This window comes from Bradyrhizobium sp. IC3195, from assembly GCF_020193585.1.
GTDB lineage: Bacteria > Pseudomonadota > Alphaproteobacteria > Rhizobiales > Xanthobacteraceae > Bradyrhizobium > Bradyrhizobium yuanmingense.
In genome coordinates, this window is the sequence record NZ_JADYVG010000015.1 from 1 (window position 1) to 19,752 (window position 19,752).

A 19,752-nucleotide genomic window follows, 5' to 3' on the forward strand; every position below is an offset into this window, starting at 1 on the left:
GCTCTGGAGGGCGCGCTTCGCGAGCGGCTTGCTCGGACCCGCGGGGTCCAATTCGCGCGACAGCTGGGGGCGCTCGGTAACATTGTCATCTGAGGCAATATGAGGGGGCAGTTTTCCATGGCGCGCGACAGTCCAGAAGACAAAGACTATATTCACTCGGTGCTACAATACCCCCCAAACAGAGCTGACGTGACGGGCCGTCTTGTCTGTACAGTTTGTATCTCACAACGCCTCGCTATCTTTTTAAACGGACTGGAGACGCACGGTATTGGCGGCGTTGTGGCTGGTTGCTCGATAAGTAAGGAAGGGTTTCGATGGTCCCCTGACACGCTGCACGTGATACTCAGAGGACAGAACTATCAGCCGTCGAACGATCTTCTTTCGAACATTACGACCTGCACACGACATGATGTGTTGGTTGTTCGCAATAATCTCAACGACGATAGAGTCGACTGTTTTGCAACCGGCTTTGCCTCAAACTTTGGTTTAGAGCGAAAAGAAATCGTTCAGAAGATACTAGCTGACCAGGATAACCTACCGTCTTTTCACACCGGCGTGAAAGTTGGCTATGTCGTCTTCCACGATGTCACCACTCAACTCAGTACGATCTTTGATGTTCGTTCAGGCTCACACCCGAATTTGACATTTTCTGTGCAAGAAATGAATGGGTGGCTCAATCTTCACTTCGCGGTTTCCGGAAATGGCCGGGGCGCTTTACGGCGATCGTCTGGGCCCGAGGGTAATATCGCCTTTGTACCGCTTGATTATTCCTAATCTAAAGGGTCCTGGCTGTGCTGAAAGCATTTTTAAGCGCGACGGTATTTTTTAGCAGCATTGTCAGCGCTACCGCGATTGAGGAGCGACTACCGCAGCCGCTGCAAACAGGCGTGGCAGGACGGCAAAATCAGTGAAGTCATTGAGACTACGGTGTTACGACCTGTCCCGCCCTTGTCATCAAGCTGTTCTGGCTCGCATCCGTGTACGGATCGTGATGATCATTTCGTGAATAGATCCGGTAGGGCGCAGCCGTTCGCTAGGGGCGTCTTGTGGATCACGATCCTGATGTACGGCTTAACTACCGGATTGGGAAACGCGAACAAATCTGTCGAGCCTTCGACGAACATGTTTGCTCCGACCGGCGTGAGGGACGGCAGATGATCTTCAAGATAATCCAGATGAGCTCGATTTGGAAGCAAGCCCGTCCGACGGATAGAACGTGTAGCGCCCGCTCAAATCGGGCGCGATAATCTCAGCCGCTACAAAGTACGTCTCGACCCCGTGAACATCCTGGGTAGCACCCGACGCGACTGCAGCATCTTTAAGATGCTTCCATTTTCCGCGACCAGGAATCAGTTCAGTCTCTCAGGTAATTGAGCATACTATTGCAGGCGTCCTCGGCCTCAGCCAAGCTCTGCAGCGGCGAGCCGAGCACCCTGATCGCGCCACGGCTCTGGTCAAGCGGACGCCACGAAGCGACGTAGCCGAACCTTCCGCGGAAGCCAGGACCGGTCGGGCTCTGCAAGCTTATAACGAACGAGTAGCCGCCGCTGCGCGCACTCCAAATTTCCATGTTTTCGACAGCGCGGTGGAACTGCAGGGGCATCACGCACCGTTCGCCTGGGCAACTCGAGAATGAAATTCTTCCGGCGGACTCACTGGCGTACAAAATCCGAAACTCTAACCGCTGCCCGATGAAAGCGCAGTAACAGGTGAGCTGGTCTGCCAGGCGAAGCTGTCGTCTAAGTCCTCTTCAATCACCCCCGGCCGTGCATAACTGATCGAGCAGGTCGGCTACTGCGAGCACGCTCGTTCCGTCAGTCGTGACCTGCCTAACCAGCTCCGACGCTGTGCAGTTGCCATAGGCGATTAGATGGCCAACGGAAGTCGGAGCGATGTCGTCCAGCACCCGGTGTTCCATGTTGCGTGACCGGAGATGAAAGCATCGGTTCCCAGCCTCGTATTGCAAGTCCCTGCGGAAGCGGATCGGCAATTTGGGAGCTGGAATCTCGAGCACATGCTGGTCGATCATGCGCTGCAGCCCCTCGCGGAACTCGTCAGACCTCCTAAAGAAGCGTTCACTCAAGACGCGGTAGCCAAGAGGCCAGCGTTCGCTACCGGGCACCGGCGTCACCAATTGTAAACGTCCCTGCAGCATATTTACGAGAAAGCCGGAAACAAAGGCGATGGTCGTGTGATCGCTCTCCAGCAAGGCGATTGCATCATCTTTGTTGCCAGCCCTAAGTTTCTCGCTCCGGGCGCGCGCCCGGCAAAAGCCTTTGCAGTCAGCGCCTCCTTGCCCTGCAGGACGAGTTCGACACCGATCAGCTCCTCAGGCGAAAACGCCATGTGAATCTGGTCGAGATGTGTTGTGCTCAGCACCGAGAAACGGTTCGTCACGGTGCGATAGCGCTGGAACAGTTCGAGCACGCGCGTGGTGAGTGCGCGATCCCTGAGCGGGGCCGCCGTCGTTGTTTGTGGCAATGCGCCCGTGATCTGATAATAGTCGAATAGAAAGCGGTCGTAATGGGGGTTGTCCATAGGCTCTGTGGCCCAGTAGCAGAAACCAGTACGGGCTGCCGAACCAAACATCTCGCTCGCAATACCGACCACGGCGCGCCAAAGCGCTGCATGCTCTTCGCTATATTCGTAATAGCCTTTGAAGCGGTCGGCCGAGAGGCCGCAGAACCAGCAACCGATGGTGCAGCCGTCGCTCAGCTCGAAAGCGATGATGGGGTACGTGACCGAGGCCGCCGTTCCGCCCAATTCGTCGTTGCAGCGCCGGATGTGGCGCTCACGCCAGGCATGAAAGCGAGGGTTGATCGTCGACATTTCGCCCTCTTCGCGCAGGAGGTCGCGATCGCGCAACATGTCGCAGATAAACTCGTCCCACATCATAGCCAGGGGCCAGGGCGTAGACTCCGGCTTGAAGCGATATTTCAGGTAGCCGCCGCGCCAGAGAGGAAGCATCTTCATTGGGGCAACTTCGATGCCGTAGCGCTCTGTTACCGCTCGAGGAGAATGAACGTTCTCCGAAAGCGCCCTGCGGAACTCCAAGTCACCGGCCAGCCGCTCCATGAAGCGCTTGACGTGTGACAACGTGCGCAGTTGCTCGGGGGTACGCCGGTCAAAAATCCGTCGGCAGTGTTCGGTGGCAGTGTGCGTCATACGGTACGGGTACGCCCTGAAGCCGCATCTCTAGGCCTGAAAGCAATGATCTCACTCCTGACGAGGCGTGCTTTCAGTTCTGTTCGCACCGGATCGTTTCCTTCAGGACGAGCCAATGCGATCAGAGTGAAAATACGTCAGGCCGTGACAGCGACAACAACTACAATAAGCAAAACGATAGCGACTAGGTCACGGCCCGCTTCCGCGGCTTGCACGGCGCTCGTAGGTGCCTCCGACGTGGAACTAGCCAACGCAGTGGTATGCACAATCCTCCTCAAGCCTACACCGCTCAAATCCTGCTTGCCGCCGACAATCGCGTCGAGCTGCATCAACGCATGTCGGCGTGGCACTCGGATGCTGCTCCTAACCTCATCAAGCGTGAAATCGTAGCCGTGGCTCTTTCCGATCGCGAAGACCTGTAGCACTCTGCTTAACGTGTTCGAGCAGACTACCCTCTTTCGCTAGATTCTTGACAAACCGTTCTACCTCAGCCTGCGACATAGCCCGGCCTCTGCTAAATGTTTCTACCTAGCCGTCGCCTTGGAAGCGATCGGTGATGACACCTTAACAAAGCAATCCGCATACCAAACTGACATCGCTGCTTTTGCGCTTTGTCTGAGCGTGCGTATCGTCAACTTTCCGACATTGGTCTCGAACATAACAAGCGCTCAGTCGAGCGGGATGAAAGCTCGTTGTGGGTAGCTAACCCAGCAGCAAGCGGTTACCATCTACAAAAGCTCGGTCAGAACCGTGCTCAGCAGCGTCTGCTTGCGGATTAGAAACGGCGCGCATTCCGTCCAATACGCCCGGTTCTGCGAGAGGCTGGAGGTGAAATCCCGCCGGCCTTTTCACCACACCATCCGTATCCCGGCGAAGGGCAAGGTACAACCGGGCGGTTCTGCACTTGTGTGTGGTGGCCGGCCACCGGGCCTGCGCCGGCGGCGGCAGTCTAGTACGCCTCGAGCAACCGACGAGGCGAGCATCTCCAGAAGAAGCTGGCCGCGTTCGCCGGCATGCTGTACGCCGGTGCTTCAGCGGGTTCGAACCGCTGTTCGACCCGCAGAAGAAGGTGCGGCCGATTACACTGGCGTTTTGCATTGCCCATGCGCGGCGGGGCTTCTTCGAGCTGGCTGACATGGAGAAGAATGAAGTAGGCGGGCAAGTACAGACTTCAACAGACCCGGTCATCGCGACCGGGAAATTGGTCTTAGAGCATGCGTGTGCCCACAGCATGATAATGCATTGGTAGTCTGTTCAGTTGAAGGATCGTCCTCAGAGAGTGGGTGGTGCGCGCCAAATTTGTATTCGCTCGGCCTCATATTCGAGAAGGCCGCAACAGGCTGCGCAACGTGCTGTCGACCGTACCGAACTAGTGTTGTGGGCGGGTAGCTTTGCTACCCTGGCTATGTCGCGTGTCAATCCGTTAGGTGGTCGGCTGGCGAGTTGTTCAAATGACGAATTCACATTCGTTGACTGCATCTCCACAGCGGCAGGAAGTCGCAGTGCATCACCGTCTCTCTCAGGAGCTCTACCTGCCATCGATGAGTCGAGGCAATATCACATGGCTCCGGGCCGCGCCGCCCCGTTTTCCGAGGTGCAGCCAACGCCATCGACTCCGATCGCTTCGATGCGACAGCATCGGGTCTGCGAACTAACGCGCGCCACCGCGTAACTACCGCATAAGAGTGCTGTCAATTGTCGCTACCAGATTTGGGTGTTGGGGGAAGTAGTACTTGCCTCGTAAGGTTACGGAAAGGCCGGATACGCATATGCGTGTTCCCATCAAGCTTCGAGACGCGCAATGCCATGGCAAACATGAATCTCAGCTTCCAATCCTTTGCCGACGCATGCGCGCGACAGCCGACCGTCACCGATCAAGAACTCACCAAATTTAGAGCACTGGTCCCGAGACGTTCAGGTTTCCAGACGAGACGTGTCATGAAGCCAATAGCGCGGGTCGCAGCAGCAATAAACCGCGCTCGGGCACTCTCCGATCTCGACCGGTGCTGCGCAATCTGGTGGCTCCATCGCCTCCATTTCGGCATCAACCGCGACGTGATGTTCGGCCTTGCCGCGGTCACGATCGCTCAGGAGAGGTCCCGCTGCGGCATTTAGGCCTCGTGACATCGGTCACCGTTCATGCGAGCGCTGGCACTGCCCCACCAAACCTGCCACCACGTTGTGTTGGCTGGCGGACAAAAAATCTCAGTCTAACGCCAAACGTCTCAAGTCTCCCCCAGGCCACTAAGGTCGCAATCACATCTAGTACCGCGGACTGCCCGGGGGGCACAAATGGCGCCTGGAAATACGCTGAGCAGACCGCACAAGCCGAACTAGTGCTCGCCGTTAGCAGCATCAGCAGGATGAGATTTGTGGCGTGGATGATGCTGCTCATGCAGCCCAACATCGTCAATTGACGGGCCCGAATAGCTGAGCGGAGAGCGCAAAATCGGAGTGCTTGATTGGTAAAGTCTGCCGATCGGGAGCAAGGACGCGACGCTCGCATTTCACCAGATGATCTTAAGAAGGAATTTGCCGCGCCCGAAACCGCAAAGGTCGTGGAAAATGGTCGAGTAGCTCATCAAGCAAGTCTGGCGAGCGCATTGCGATGGATTAATCCTCACGCAGAGGGCCCGTGGGCAGGCTGCGTCTCTGTCGATCGAAGTCTCTGTGAGCCATTCGTCGCTGCGGACGGCCAGCCGTTCAACCGTTCGCCGCCCGGAAAATGTGCCCTCGGCGCCTATCCACACCAGTTTGGGCGATGACACGACGCCTCAATTTCCAGCTCGCGTTGTCATCGTCATAAATAAATCTCCGTTGACTAACGGCCAAATAAGCGGAGCTATTCGGATTTAGGTGACGAGGTGATCGGGCGCTTTGTTTGCCGGTGCCAGCACTTGGATGACCTCAAGGCCGTGCTTGGGACTGCTGCTGCGAGCTTCGATAACTCGTTGGAATGTTGAGGCGCCGCCGGGTCCCTGTGGCGACGATCACCGGCTTGAACACCATCGGTCTGGCGGTGGTTACGGTAAGAAGCCTTTCGTCCGTACAAGCTGTATCGCCGGGGTGGCCTACACGCTCTCGATGGGTTGGTGGTGCCGGCTCAAGTGCCGCGAAATCGGACAATTACGCTAATCACAAGCCGTAACGAGCCTGTGGGCGCGTCGATCGCGAGTGCCATGCAGACGATGGCAGGTCCACTACAAGAGTGGGTAGGTGCCAAAGTGGACGCGGGGTCCTAGCGTCCTCGTGTTCCTCTGCCGATCATCGAGCCAGAAGCGAACAGCGAGAAGGTCATACGGACAAAACCGACGTGCGGAATCAGGGTGGCTGCGCATGTCACCTCGATGACGAGCTCCGGCGTTCCGATTTGGGCGCCGAAGAAGGCGACGAATGGCGGGGCGCGTGCCTACGGAAAATCAATCAGGCAAGAAGCAGTCTATGGAACGTCAACCGGTTGACGCGGTCACGGCGATCGATCGGCTTGCAGATTCGGATCCGGAGAGAGTTGCGCTGAGGCACGGCGCAGACGAACTCACATATGAGGCGCTACGATCAAGATCGGATGCCCTTGCAAGGACCTTACGAGAGCAGGGTGCTCGCGGCGCGGTTGTCGGCTATTGGGGAGGGCGGGACCTCGACTGGGCGACGGCGGTCATCGCAATTTTGAAAGCTGGATCAACGTACCTACCGCTCGATCCATCGCTGCCGGCTTCCCGTACATCATTCATGATCGAGCAGAGCCGCTGCGCTTTGTTGATGGGCCGAGACCGGCCGGATTCGCTCAGCCTATTCCAGAAGAGCAGCAAAGCAGCTCCGCAATTCGTAGCTATAGAGGCGGCACTGCGCCGGGTGCAGACCTCGTCTGTTGTGCCATCCCCGAACGCGGATGGACTTGCCTATATTCTGTTTACGTCTGGTTCGACGGGCCAGCCTAAGGGCGCAATGATCGAGCGCGACGGCCTAAACAATCATTTGGCGGCAAAGATCGATGCCCTAAGTCTCACTCGGACGGATTGCGTCGCGCAAACGGCATCGCACTGCTTTGACATCTCGCTTTGGCAGCTTCTTTCTGGGCTTTGCGTCGGAGCCTCTACATCAATCATCGATGATTCGACACTGAGATCGCCCTCATCGCTCCTTCAAGCAATTCAACGATGCGGCGCTACGATCGTCCAACTCGTTCCGTCGATGCTGGCAGTGTTTGTTGAATATCTGCAATCGCTTGCCGCGGCAGAGCGAGCCATGGACGGCTTGCGGATTATTTCTACGGTCGGAGAACCTCTAACGCCCGGATTGGCGCGTGCGTGGCTGGCCTTGTATCCCCGCGTTTCCATTCTCAATCATTACGGGCCGACCGAGTGCGCCGACGGCGTGACGCATCATCTGGTTTCCGTTCCGCCTGCGCTGGCTGAGCCTTATGTGCCGATCGGCAGGCCAATTCAAAACGTTGAGGTTTATGTCGCGGACGGACCACGGCTCTGCAGTGTAGGAGAAGTCGGCGAAATCTGTGTTAGCGGCGTCGGTGTCGCTGCCGGTTACGTCAATGACCATGTCCGCACCAAGAATGCGTTTGGGCCGAACCCGTTCTCAAACGACCCGTCGTTCGGGCGCCTATACCGGACAGGTGATCTTGGGCGCGTTCGTTCCGACGGGCTTCTAGAATGTCTCGGTCGACGGGATCGTCAGGTTAAAATTCGCGGGCACAGAATCGAGCTGGGAGAAATCGAAGCTCGTTTGTCCGCTCATCCCTCGGTGCATGGCGCCGTCGCAGTCGCCTCTGTCTGCGCAGGTGTAAAGCTTACGGCGCGAGATATAGCTGGGTCGGAGGCGCAAGCCGAATCGCGGCGTCTGGTCGCGTATGTGTCGGCTCCAGCTGAACTGGCGGAAAGCGATCTTCGGAAGTTTCTTGCTGAGGCACTCCCCAGCTACATGCTTCCGGAAAGAATCGTCCATGTGGACGATATTCCACTGACCAGGAACGGAAAGGTGGATTTTGCAGCGTTGCCTGACCCGGCCAGTGTTCGGCCGTTATTGTCAACGCCCTTCGCGGAGCCGCAATCAGACCTCGAAGTCCGGCTACGTCAAATCTGGTCCGGCATTTTGCGTATCGAGAACATAGGTGTAAATGACCAATTCATAAGCCTTGGCGGAGACTCGCTCCGCGCAATGCTTATATTGGGACAGTTGCAGACCTTGCTAGGAGTGAGAGCGGATTTCAGACTGGTCCTGAATGGCACAATTCGATCTCTTGCCGCTTCGATCGAGGGGCGCACTGAGCTCAATCCGTGTACGGCTTTGACATGCCGAAAGCTAAACCGATCACCTCTGACGCACCTCCAGGAGCACCTTTGGTTTTTGGCGCAGCTCGATCCATCTGCCAGGAACTACATCATTCAAGGCGGGCTGCGCATTAAGGGAAACATCAGTTTAGCTCGGTTCAATCGCGCCTGGACCGAGGTCATTCATTCCCACCAGGCACTTTCGGCGCGCTTTATCGACAAAGACGGTCCGGTTCAATGCTTTGATGCTCCGCCATGCACCAATCTTGAATTGATCGATGTATCTCATCTCACCTCCTCCGAGGCTGAGGAGCTCATCGCACAGTTTCGGCGAACGGAGCTGAAAGACAATTTCGATCTCGGACAGGGCCACTTGTTTCGCGCGCGCATGGTCCGGCTTGGTCCTGACAATCATCTCATATTGATCACCGCTCATGAAATCATCGTCGATGCCTGGTCCATCTCTGTGCTGCTCAGAGATCTTCAGCAAAGGTACGTAGATGCCGTGGCGTTTTGCCCAGAGAACCGTGCGTCACTCTCGGGCTACGCGGCGTGGGAAAAACGACACGTTTCTCCAGAGGCGCTGGAGAGCCAACGTCACTATTGGCGTCGTCAGATTGGTGATGATCCGCCGGTGCTTTCGCTTGGAACGGGACGAGCGCGCCCGCAGACAAATTCATACCGCGGCGCCTCGCATCCAGTGCTGCTTGGCGGCGATCTTTCCAGTCGTGTAAGAGAATTTGCGCGCCGAAACAGCTGCACCACGTCGACAACACTGCTGGCGTGCTTCAAGCTGCTGCTACGAATGTATAGCGGTCAGGACGACATTGTCGTCGGCATACCACACGCTGTACGGGATCAACCTGGCAGCGCCGACATCGTCGGCTTTTTCCTGAATATGCTACCGATCCGTGCCGCGATCGATGCCGGTCAGTCCTTTTCTGCTCATGCCACGCGCATCCAGGGCCTGGTCAGCGATGCCATCGCAAATTCGGCCTATCCATTCGGATGGATGGTCAGGGATACAAGGTTATGTCGCGAACCGGGGCGATCACCGATCTTCCAGGTCATGTTCAACATGTACTCCGAAGCCGCCGAACCCGTTGGTCGGGACGAGTTGGATCTGACATTCCGCGAATACGACACAGGCTATGTCAAATTCGACTTAACACTGTACGCGCAAGATGACGGCGACGAGATTGCGCTCCAGCTCGCGTATGCGGAAGACATAATCTCGAGTGATCTGGCTGTCCGCATGGCCAACAATCTGCGGTGTCTGATTGCCGCCTGCGTTGACGAACCGCTTGCGCCCATTGAGGAGCTGAGCTGCCTCAGCGCGTCAGACGTCACTCTACTGAACTCACTGGAGGGATCCAGGCAGCCATATGAGTCTGAATGTCTGCTTGTAGAAGCCTTCGAGCAGATCAGTGTCTCCAATCACAGCAAGGTAGCATATTTTGGCGAGTTCGGGGAAGTCACATTCAGCCAGCTGCGTGAGCGCGTAGCAGCTATCAGGTCCTTCCTGCTGGATTTGGACGTGGGCGCTGGCGATATGGTCGCCATGCTTGTCGACCGGTCGCCTGACGTTGCCGCTGTTATGCTGGCGGCGCGAGCTTTGCACTCTATTGTCGTGCCGATACCGCCAGATTATCCCCCTGATCGGATCCAACATATCCTGCGAGATAGTCAGGCAAAGGTGTTGGTTCACGCAAATACCACGGAGACTGGCTTTGACATACCTTCGATTTCTCTATTGACGTTAGACAGGTGCAGGGCGCTGACGGATAATTTCGAATCCAGCGACTCACCCTCAGATCACCAAATTGCGAATCTTATATACACGTCGTCCTCAACAGGGCGGGCGAAGGGGGTTCTTATTCCGGAATCGGCCATTCTCAATCGGCTGAACTGGATGTGGCGACGCTTTCCCTTCAATAGTACCGACGTGATGGTTGTCCAGAAGTCCGCTTCCCTTGTTGCGTCCGCTTGGGAGTATTTTGGTGGGCTTCTGAGAGGTGTGCCCACGCTGATCCTCACCCAAGGGCAGGTGCTAGATCCGGATCTGTTGTTGTGCAGTTTGGCAAAACATCGTGTGACACGCTTTTTTGCCTCTCCGCCACTCCTGTCCGGTATCATTGGGTCCCAGGAACGGCAACCGCAAAGGACCGCCTTGAGATTGGTCACAAGCAGCGCCGAACCGATGCCTTCCTCGCTGCCTGCTCGCTGGCGCGGGTCTTTTCCGGGCGTGCCCTTGTGGAACTTCTATGGTGCGACGGAATGTGCGTCCAATGCAGCCGTGCACGAAACATCGGATGCGGATGGCAACTCGGCGCTTATCCCAGTGGGACGGCCAATCGACAACGTAAAACTCTACGTGCTCGATGCACGATTGAAGAGAGTGCCTGTTGGAGCCTCCGGCGAACTGTGCATCGCGGGCCGCTGTCTGAGCGCTGGGTATTGGCAGGATCAAGATCGGACTGACCGCTGTTTCCTGCCGAATCCGTATGATGGCGGACAATACGATGTGCTTTATCGAAGTGGGGACATCGCACGCATCTCAACCAGCGGCCTTCTCGAGATTTGCGGCCGATCGGACAACCAGATCAAGGTGAGGGGCTTTCGCATCGAGCCGGAGGAGGTCGAAGTTGCCCTTGAGTCTCATCCGGCAATCGCAAAGGCCGCGGTCTTCGCAGAAGGCATCGATGAGGATCGCCGCTTGACGGCGAGCCTGGAGCCCGCTCGGGAGAATCTAAGCTCTCGAGAGATTCTCGCCCACCTGCGCAACAGATTGCCATCTCCCATGGTTCCCACAGCCTTCAGATTGGTTGACAGTGTTCCCCTGACGACAAGCGGAAAGATAGACCGTGCTCGCCTTTCCTCCGTTCCTTACCGCGAGATAGAAACTCGTCCATCTGCTGAGCCCCGCACCAGGAACGAGCGGGTTCTTGCTCGGATCTGGGAGGATCTATTAGGCGCCGAGGGGGTGGGAATCGACAGCAGTTTCTTTGATATCGGCGGCGATTCTCTTCTGAGCGTACGTTGCGTCACGCTGGCGCGCAAAGCCGGGCTGAATCTCACCGTCAACCTGCTCTATCGAACACCGACCATCAGGGAGTTGGCGGCCGGGGAAGCGGAGGCGGCACCCCACAACGCGGCTTCCGCGGACGGCTTACTGCCTGTGCCCCCCGTAATATCGTTTTGGAATTCTCTTGTCGGCTTTGACGAGCATTTTAACCTAGGCGATCTGTTCTTCTTGCGCGGCGGCATCCTGGACATCAAGATCCTGGACCGCGCTCTGGCCCATGTCATCGAGAGGCACGAAGGCCTCAGGCTCCGCGTTGCCCGAACCCAAGATGGACTACGGCTGGGGATTGGCCCTTGTCCGGCCGAGCGCATCGTGGAGGAGATCGATCTCGTCCGGATGACCGGCCCAGACCAGCGCAGGACAATCGAGAGCGTCTCGGCAAGACGTCAACACATGTTTCGGTTTGACGGCCACACGCCTCTTGTTCACGTCGTGGCCTTCCGTGCTTCGGAAAGCGGCGATTATTATCTGCTGGTACTGGTGCATCATTTCGTAGTGGATGGGATGGGCTATCGGCTATTCCTGGAAGCATTGGAGGACGCATACAACGCTCTTGCTGCAGGCCATGATGTGAATGGTGCCGAGGCCGTACAAAGGCTCTCTCCCTGGTTGAAGCGGCTCGAGCACTACGCGAACAGCGAAGCACCAGACGAACTCAAGCACTGGGAAGGCATTGACTACGATCAATTCAACTTCCGTGTCAGCGACGCGTCATCGGGCCGCACGAGTGTTGCCGAAGGAAGCGCGAGAGAGCTTCACGATGCAAGTCTTAAAGGTCGTCGCGAGGATGCGGACGGCCGTTCGCTTCGGGTAGATCGGGCCAAGTATCATCTTGAGATCGACCGGGAAGCGACAGCGAGTCTCCTCAGTATTGGAGCCAGATCAGCGAATTGTCAGGACTTTGATGTGTTTCTTGCTGCCCTGTCGGGTGCGTGTGGAGCCCTGTTCGGCAACTATTCGCTCTGGATTGATAGCCTGACCTCGACACGAGGCCGGCTGTTTGACGATTTCGATTCATCTCAGATCATTGGTCTTCTCAGCGAGCTCGTTCCGCTTTCACTGAATGTCACAGGAAGGGAGTCGCGTTCCGACCGTGCTCGTTTGATATACCGGCAGCGCAATGCGCTGCCGCGCGGGGGAATAGGCTTTCGGGCCCTGAAATTCCTAAACCGAGATCCAGCCGTGCGGCGTCGGCTCGATCGCCTGCCACTGCCCAGAATTGGGGTGAATTATCGCGCCCGCTTGCAGCGCCATTTCCCACGCCGTTTTCTAGACACAGAACCTTCTCCACTTTGGATCGGCGAACACATGCATCAAGCGGCGGCGATCCACGTCTTCTGGTTCGATGTCGGATATCAATCGGGCGATCTACAGATTGACACCACGTATGATCCGAGCATGGTCGATTATGAGGTGACCCGCCATCTTTGCACGGTCTTGCAACAGGAGCTGTTGCAGACGATCAATGAAATTCGGAAGATCTCGGGACACCTTCATCCATGAATGAGCCCGATGCGGAATTCGCCGCCGAGGCCGATCACGATGTGATGCCGAACAAGAACGTGCGCATCGATCTATCAGACCCCGGTCTGTTCAGACTTATCCTACGGCTCGCCATTCCGTCTGTTGTTGGCTTGTCGATCAACGCGTTGCAGCAGGTCGTCAACGCAATCTTTGTTGGCGCACTCGGCGCGCCGGCGATCGCAGCCGTCAGCATGACCTTGCCGATCGTGGTCCTGCTCGCGGCGGCCGGACAGGGGATAGGAGTTGGAGCAGCGTCGTTCATATCTCGTCATCTTGGTGCTGGTGAGTACCTAGAGGCGAGTCGAGGCGCCAGTACTGCTCTCGCGCTCGCCGCGCCAGTCGGCATCACGGTCACAGTCGCTCTGTTTCTAAACATGCGAGAGATCTTCCTAGCGCTCGGCGCAACTCCAACCATCATGCCCCTGGCGCTCGACTACGCGACCACACTTTTGTTCGGATGCACCCTGATGCTTCTGAATATCGTCAACGGCTTCATCGTCCGAGCCGAAGGCGATACACGATTTAGCATGTGGACGATGATGACCGCCTTCATACTGAACGCTGGCCTTGATCCAGTGCTCATATCCGTGCTGGACCTCGGTGTGCGAGGCGCCGCTCTCGCAACGCTTGTGTCTCAGACTGCGGCTATTAGCCTCTATATCGCGTATTTTACCAAGCGACGCGGAATGGTCGTCGTCAGGATGTCTCACATCTCGTTGCGAGCAGATCGCATCAGACAGATAGCGTTCGTGGGGGCGCCAGCGACCATGACCAGCATCTTATCTGCTATTACTGTCGTGCTCTTGTACGGAGCAGCTGCGCCCTTCGGCGAAGAGTCCATCGCGGCCGTGGGAATAGCCGTGCGACTCTTAACGATTGGCGCACTGCTTATCAGCGGTTTCTGTATGGGGTCTCAAGCTATCCTGGGTTTTGGCTGGGGCGCACGCGATTTTGCTCGCGTACTGAGGGCTGCAAAGGTCATGCTCTCTATCACGGTTGCGCTTTCCTTTGCGTATTCCGCGACCGTTATGGTTTTTGTCCGTCCTTTGGTCGGGCTGTTCAGCGATAGCGATAGCGTCAGGGAAATTGCCGTTTCTGCCTGCACCGTCTTCCATCTCTTTTTTGGACTGTATGGTATTGAGACTGTCGTCACGGCGATGCTTCAGTCGCTCGGGAGAGCGCGTCTCAGCGCGGTTGTGTGTTTCGCGAGACATTATCTCTTCATTCCGGCTGTACTGTTCTTCCCTGCCATCTCTGGCTTCAGCGGAGTATTGGCCAGTCAAGCCATCGCGGAGCTAGGCGCCGGGATGATTGCACTGTTTATCATGCGCCGTCAGTTCGTTGAGCTCAGGCGATGCGGCCGACACATTCAGCCTGGAATCGAAAGTGCTCTTTGATCTGATCATCGGAGCCGGCATTTAAGCCTGCATGGCCGGCGACGGGATGGCTCCAAAATTAAGTGTGATGTGCAAGAGCGAGTCGCTATGTATCGGTCTATATCGCTGCGATTGCGATGAAGGCAAAGCCGTCGAACGTCGTGCGCGGGTGGCGCAGCGCGGCGAGGTCGACGTCGCGCCTAGTCTTGGCGAGCACTCGAGCTCAAGCCAAGGATAAGAGAGACCGATCATGAGGAAGCTACATCCGTGGCTTATGATCTGAAATCCGACCGCCCTTCAGTGTCGTGTCGCTCATAGTGAGGCAAGATAGGCAGCCGGAATTTGCGGCTTGCAGTCTGAGAACGCAAAGACGCCTTCGGAGCGATATTCCCGGCTGTGGGCGCTCTGTTTCGATTGTGTGTACTCAACTACCGCGAGGCCAAGCGGCATGCACGCCGTAAGGAAAATCTACGTCTCCGGGTAGAACGAAAGACACGGCATCACGGGGACGACCTGCATTCGTGCCGAGTGCAAATTTCGAAAATCGAGGGATTAAGTCCGTTGTTAAGCTCCGAGCCGAGAGGATTCGGCGGCGAAAACTCTAGCCAAAAATGGTCCAGTTTGACGGCCTCAGATCCCTTGAATCGTACGTAGCGTCAAGTTGTATCTCAGATGGGTGGGACGGCCCCCGACCACGCCAAGGCTATCCAACGAGCGAAAAGGATTGCGAATGTTTCAATTCTTAGACTCACGCCGCAGGACTTCCGTGATCAGCGAAAGCAGGGCGGTTTGAACGGCACGCTCTTCTTTAGCGATGGTGGCGGTGTTGTTCACCCGATGCAGGCCCGTTCCCCTTCGGATGCACCTCGGAGCACCAACACGCCATTGCGCAAGTGGCGGCTTACGAATCGCCGATGCTGATCTCGTTACGAACGCGGCTGCGCGACGAGCGGAGCTGGAGCTCTCCACCGATCCAACAAACGACTAACATTTTGATGAACGAAATGGGAGCCATGATGACCGGCGAATCTATCCTGATTTTGGGCGGCGGACCGCGAGTGCGGACGCAATATCGTGAACAGCGAAACCAACATGTTGGCGCCGACGTCGGCACCAGTGGCAGCGACGTTGCTTCTTGGGCGGGTTGCACAATGGCAGAAATGCCGCTCGATCATCGCCTCTACCCGTTGCGACCGCCTATTCCGCTTTGGACATACCCACCTCCTACTCGGCAGCAGAGCTTCGTGGCCCTAGCGGACGGCCTGCCATGGCGGCCTATGCTAGCAGCCATTTCGCCGCGGACCGGACCGCGCATGGTTTCCGGGGCGGCATGAGCTATGCCAAGAGGTGAGGCTCCCTTGACCGCCTCAGTCAGGCCGCTTGAACGGGCGAGTAATCATGGCTTTTGAGACACAGCATCCAGTATTCCAGGCCTTGCGCGAGCGTCTATTACTGGGCCATTGGCTACCCGGCACAGCCTTGAAGCCTGCCGACATTGCCGATGAGCTTCGCGTCGGAATTTCGCCCGTACGAGAGGCTTTGATACGGCTGACTGAGCGCGATGTGGTGCAAAATGTCGACCACAAGGGGTTCAACGCCAGGCCGATCGACCCACATCAAGCCATCCTGTTCTGCAACATGCTGTCGCAAATGTATGTCGATAGCATCAGCGATTTCACCAAGGCGAAGCTGATTGATGAAGTGGCGGCAAGCTTCTGCGGTGAAATTAAGCCCATCTACGCAAGCAATGAGGATCCCGCCAAACTCTTCTTGAAAGCAGGCGAGTGCTATCGGCGCGCGTTGCTGGTCAAACAGCATCGCCACATTGCGGATCACGTCGCGGACGTCGTTTATGTCTACCTTTCACGCGCAATGGGAACACGTACGTACTACAGCGAGTTGCTTGTCGAAAGTCAAAGTATCAGTGCGTTGATGGTCGAAGGGCAGCACAAAGGCGCAGCCCGTGCCATCCAAGACTTTTTCAGGCGCCGGGTCACGGAAGTTATGCGAGCACAAGCGAGGCTCTCGCGGATGCCGACCACGACAAATCTAGCACGTAGTCACGTGGACTTATCACGCCCCGGCGATGCGTGATTGCTATGATCGTCGTGTCCGACGCGAGTTGCCGAAGTTCGTCGAAGATTCCGCGCTCGGTCTGCTCGTCCAACCCGGAACTGGCCTCGTCGAGGAGCAACAGCCGAGGCCTTGCGATGAGGGCACGGGCGATCGCAAGGCGCTGCCTCTCGCCGCCGCTTAGCAATTGGCCCCGCTCGCCGACGCGGTAGTCCAAACCGTCCCGCAAGGAGGTCACCTTATCAGCCAGATGGACGCATTCTAGGGCGTGGAACACGTCCGCATCGGGAAACGGGCGGCCCAGCAGAACGTTTTCGCGGATACTCAGATTCATCATCATAGGCTCTTGGGGCACGTAACCTACGTGCGCCAAGTAATCTTCCGGATCGATCGTGGCCAGGTCCAGAGAGCCAACGCGTACCAGGCCGCTGTAGCCTTGATGCATTTTTAGCAGGAGCTGCATAAGCGTCGATTTGCCAGCGCCCGAGCGTCCGATGATGAAGTTGATGACGCCGGGCTTGAACTCGCCCGTTATCCCAGAGAGAAGCGGCGAGGCGGCGCGCTCATAACCAAACGAAAGCGCGCTGATGGAAATGGCGAGTGAGCCCGATATCGGCATAGTACGCTTGAGCATAGCGGGTCGTGCCGCTGGGGCATGGGCATCAAGCAGCGCCTGCAGCGGCCGGGCCATGCCACGCGCAATGATGATGTCTCGAATTGACATGCCAATAAGCTCGAAGGGCCGGTTCAGTTGAACCAGGATCATGCTCACCATGACGAGCCCACCTATCTCGCCTGATCGGTCATAGAGCCACAGCGAAAGCCCCAAGATCGAGGCATACTGAACGAACAAGAGGGTCGCTTGCAAAGCGCCATAGCGCAACCGGGCGCCATAGAACGAGAGCCAGGCTCGGCGCGTGGCGGCGGCCTGGCGGTCATACAACTCAGCTATCCAGGGTTGAGCGCGGAACACCCTGATCGAAATGATGTTCTCGATTGCATTTCCTAAAACGTTCGAGCCCTCGTTACTTGAGGCCTGCGCCTCAGCCTGATACACTTTTGTAACTCTATTGCTCTTCCACGTTATCAACACGAGGACGGCGCCGTAGGCTAGAACGAACAGCGCCACAAACCAATTTGCTGCTCCACCGACGGCAAGGAACGAGAACGCAACATCGGCGACCCCGCCCATCAGCACCATCAAATAGAGCTGAATGTAGATCTTATTGGACTGGTGCCAACTCTCTACCATTGCCGAAATCTTGCTCGGATTGTTTTGAGCAAACAGCGAGCCCTCGGCGCTCACCAGAGCGGCCATGATCTTCTTGCTGGAGAGATTACGAACGTCCTGTTCCAGCCTGTTCGACAGAACCGCCTTGACCTCCTGCAAGCACCGAGCAAGTGCGGTCGTAACGGCAAACAGCAACAACAAACTGAGCGTAAGAAGCGGCGGCGCGCTGGCCAGCCGGGCGACGGCCCGTGAGAACAAGAGCGGCCCGGCGACCGTGCAGGCAGACGCTGCAATGGTCGTGAGCAAGAAGCCCGCGACAAGAACGCGGGAAGATTGCAGGCTCGTCTTGATGATGTCCCATTGGAGCGGGGGCAAGAGCGGCTTACCCCAGTTCATGAAGGTCCATCCAATCGGCAACAGCGCAGAGACGAACGAGTGCAAACGCTGAGTCGTATGACAAATTGTCGATAGCTGAACGGAGGAGATCGCGGGAGATCAAGCCTTGCCGATACAATGCACTACGCTCGACACGTGACACTAAGGCACCATATTCGTACCGCATTAGCATGTCGCGCCCGGCACCTTTGCCAACCCGATAGTAGATCACGTCGGGCAAATGTTCCCGGAAGGCCTCGCGCTCAAGTGCACGATCAATTCCATTTGAGTGATGATGTCGGCGAGCCGTGACGAGACTTGCCTTGATGAGCGGCCAGAACACAAACGCCTTTCGCTCTTCTACCGCAATGTCTCGTAGTGCGATGCGATTGAGCTCCGCATGACGCATGCCGAAGAACTGAAACAGTCGCGTCGTCGGCAGGTGGCGTAGGGACCTGGCGCCTGGTACGAGCTCTGCACCGAAATCCGGCCGCACTGACGCGACAGGCGACTGCGGCCGATGATCACCGAGCATATGGCGGCGTAAGTCCCGGCCGCTCCGACCGGTGATCACCTCGCGAAGAACACGCCAGACAGACGTTCGAGCCTGAATCGCAAGGCCGGCGAGCTCGCGCAATGCATCTTGTGGCGATCGGGATTCGGCAAGCAGCTCTCTGGCCATCGTCAAGCGGCGCATTCTGAGAAATAGTTGATCGCCTCCGTCTCCTGTGAGCACCAGGCGCGATCCTGCGGCCTGCGCAGCCTCGTGAAGTTGAGCCGTTGTGGCGATCGTGGCCGCTAGCTTACAAGGTCGCGGCGTTGGAGCCAGCAATTCTGACGATAGATGGGTCATCGACGAGCGAGCATTCGTTTCGACATAGGTTGGCGCGCCGCCCACCTGCTCGGCTAGCGCGGCAAAAAAGAAGCGTTCGTCACCATTGACGTCCGTCTCTGAGTAGCTGTTCAGGAGGGAAAGGGACCTGCCTCGATGGAGGTCGGCCGCAGCCAGCGCCACTACCGACGAATCAAGGCCCCCGGAACATTGAATACTGAAAGCACCGCCATAGTGGCGGGTTTTGTGAGCGACGCTCGCTGAGATCAATTGGCGAAAACTGGCCACGTCATCCTTGAAAGAGAACGCCGAGGTGTTGAGCCTGGCTACGGCGCCCGCCAGAAAATCGACTTGCCGAAAAGTCCCCCTTGAGACGATGAGCGCCGCGCCACTCAGTAGCTCAAAAATCCCACACAACCCTGTTTCCGGGGTCAACCAAGACGCGTTGCGTATCAGGCCAGTCAAATAGCCAAAGTTGAAGGCGTGGCGTTGCGCCAAGGCGGCATCTGGCAGCTTCAGTCCTGCCCAGCACTCAATCTCATCATTTCTGACCTGGTAGAAGATGGAGATCTCCGAGAAAGGTGGGCGTACGATCGCGATGCCACTTGGCGCGCGAACAATGAACGCCGCATCGCCAGCGTACCGCTCCTGCAGCAAGGCGACAATCTCCGGCAGAGACGTGTCTTTGAACTGTGTTGGTTCCAATTCAGTCGGCATGCCGGTCTCGGCGTCAACAATATCGTTGAGCACCGTGATTTCCACGCGGCCGTCTACAATGATGGTGGCAAGCTCCTTCGCTGAATCCAAGA

General features: G+C 57.1%; 9 protein-coding genes and 1 pseudogene. 6 read left to right on the forward strand and 4 right to left on the reverse strand.

The genetic code is table 11. From position 1 onward, the window contains the following. The first annotated feature begins 117 nt into the window (after positions 1 to 117). Positions 118 to 774 carry a hypothetical protein gene (locus I6F09_RS24865; protein ID WP_225189271.1) on the forward strand — a complete coding sequence of 219 codons (657 nt, stop codon included), beginning with the start codon at positions 118 to 120 and terminating at the stop codon, positions 772 to 774. 976 nt (positions 775 to 1,750) lie between these two features. Here I6F09_RS24865 and I6F09_RS24875 read toward each other — a convergent pair. Together I6F09_RS24875 and I6F09_RS24880 are read right to left on the reverse strand one after the other, a co-directional pair. After that, positions 1,751 to 2,209: a hypothetical protein gene (locus tag I6F09_RS24875; protein WP_225140376.1), complete on the reverse strand. Its 459-nt coding sequence runs from the start codon at positions 2,207 to 2,209 to the stop codon at positions 1,751 to 1,753. After that, positions 2,158 to 3,165, reverse strand: a complete 1,008-nt coding sequence (locus tag I6F09_RS24880) for a radical SAM family RiPP maturation amino acid epimerase (RefSeq protein ID WP_225129453.1) — start codon at positions 3,163 to 3,165, stop codon at positions 2,158 to 2,160. Before I6F09_RS24880 ends, I6F09_RS24875 begins: the two co-directional genes overlap by 52 nt. Positions 3,166 to 4,091: 926 nt before the next feature. Between I6F09_RS24880 and I6F09_RS24885 the strand changes: the two are divergent. The 5 genes and pseudogenes from I6F09_RS24885 to I6F09_RS24905 all read left to right on the forward strand — a co-directional run. Continuing rightward, positions 4,092 to 4,312 (forward strand): annotated as a pseudogene (locus tag I6F09_RS24885) (transposase); the annotation flags it as partial. Positions 4,313 to 4,971: 659 nt separating this feature from the next. Continuing rightward, on the forward strand, positions 4,972 to 5,280 hold the full coding sequence (locus tag I6F09_RS24890; protein ID WP_225189272.1) for a hypothetical protein: 309 nt from the start codon (positions 4,972 to 4,974) through the stop codon (positions 5,278 to 5,280). A 1,278-nt stretch (positions 5,281 to 6,558) separates the two neighbouring features. Next, on the forward strand, positions 6,559 to 13,035 hold the full coding sequence (locus I6F09_RS24895) for a non-ribosomal peptide synthetase (RefSeq protein ID WP_225189273.1): 6,477 nt from the start codon (positions 6,559 to 6,561) through the stop codon (positions 13,033 to 13,035). Beyond that, positions 13,032 to 14,453, forward strand: coding sequence for an MATE family efflux transporter (locus tag I6F09_RS24900; RefSeq protein ID WP_225189274.1), 1,422 nt, complete (start codon positions 13,032 to 13,034; stop codon positions 14,451 to 14,453). Before I6F09_RS24895 ends, I6F09_RS24900 begins: the two co-directional genes overlap by 4 nt. Before the next feature lie 1,377 nt (positions 14,454 to 15,830). Beyond that, positions 15,831 to 16,526: a GntR family transcriptional regulator gene (locus I6F09_RS24905; protein ID WP_225131377.1), complete on the forward strand. Its 696-nt coding sequence runs from the start codon at positions 15,831 to 15,833 to the stop codon at positions 16,524 to 16,526. Here the strand turns inward: I6F09_RS24905 and I6F09_RS24910 are convergent. Together I6F09_RS24910 and I6F09_RS24915 are read right to left on the reverse strand one after the other, a co-directional pair. Next, a complete protein-coding gene (locus I6F09_RS24910) occupies positions 16,435 to 18,132 on the reverse strand; it encodes an ABC transporter ATP-binding protein (protein WP_225144530.1) in 1,698 nt (565 codons plus the stop codon). The two genes, I6F09_RS24905 and I6F09_RS24910, sit on opposite strands and share 92 nt — an antisense overlap. Beyond that, on the reverse strand, positions 18,119 to 19,750 hold the full coding sequence (locus I6F09_RS24915) for an asparagine synthase-related protein (protein ID WP_225189275.1): 1,632 nt from the start codon (positions 19,748 to 19,750) through the stop codon (positions 18,119 to 18,121). Before I6F09_RS24915 ends, I6F09_RS24910 begins: the two co-directional genes overlap by 14 nt. Between the last annotated feature and the right edge of the window lie 2 nt (positions 19,751 to 19,752).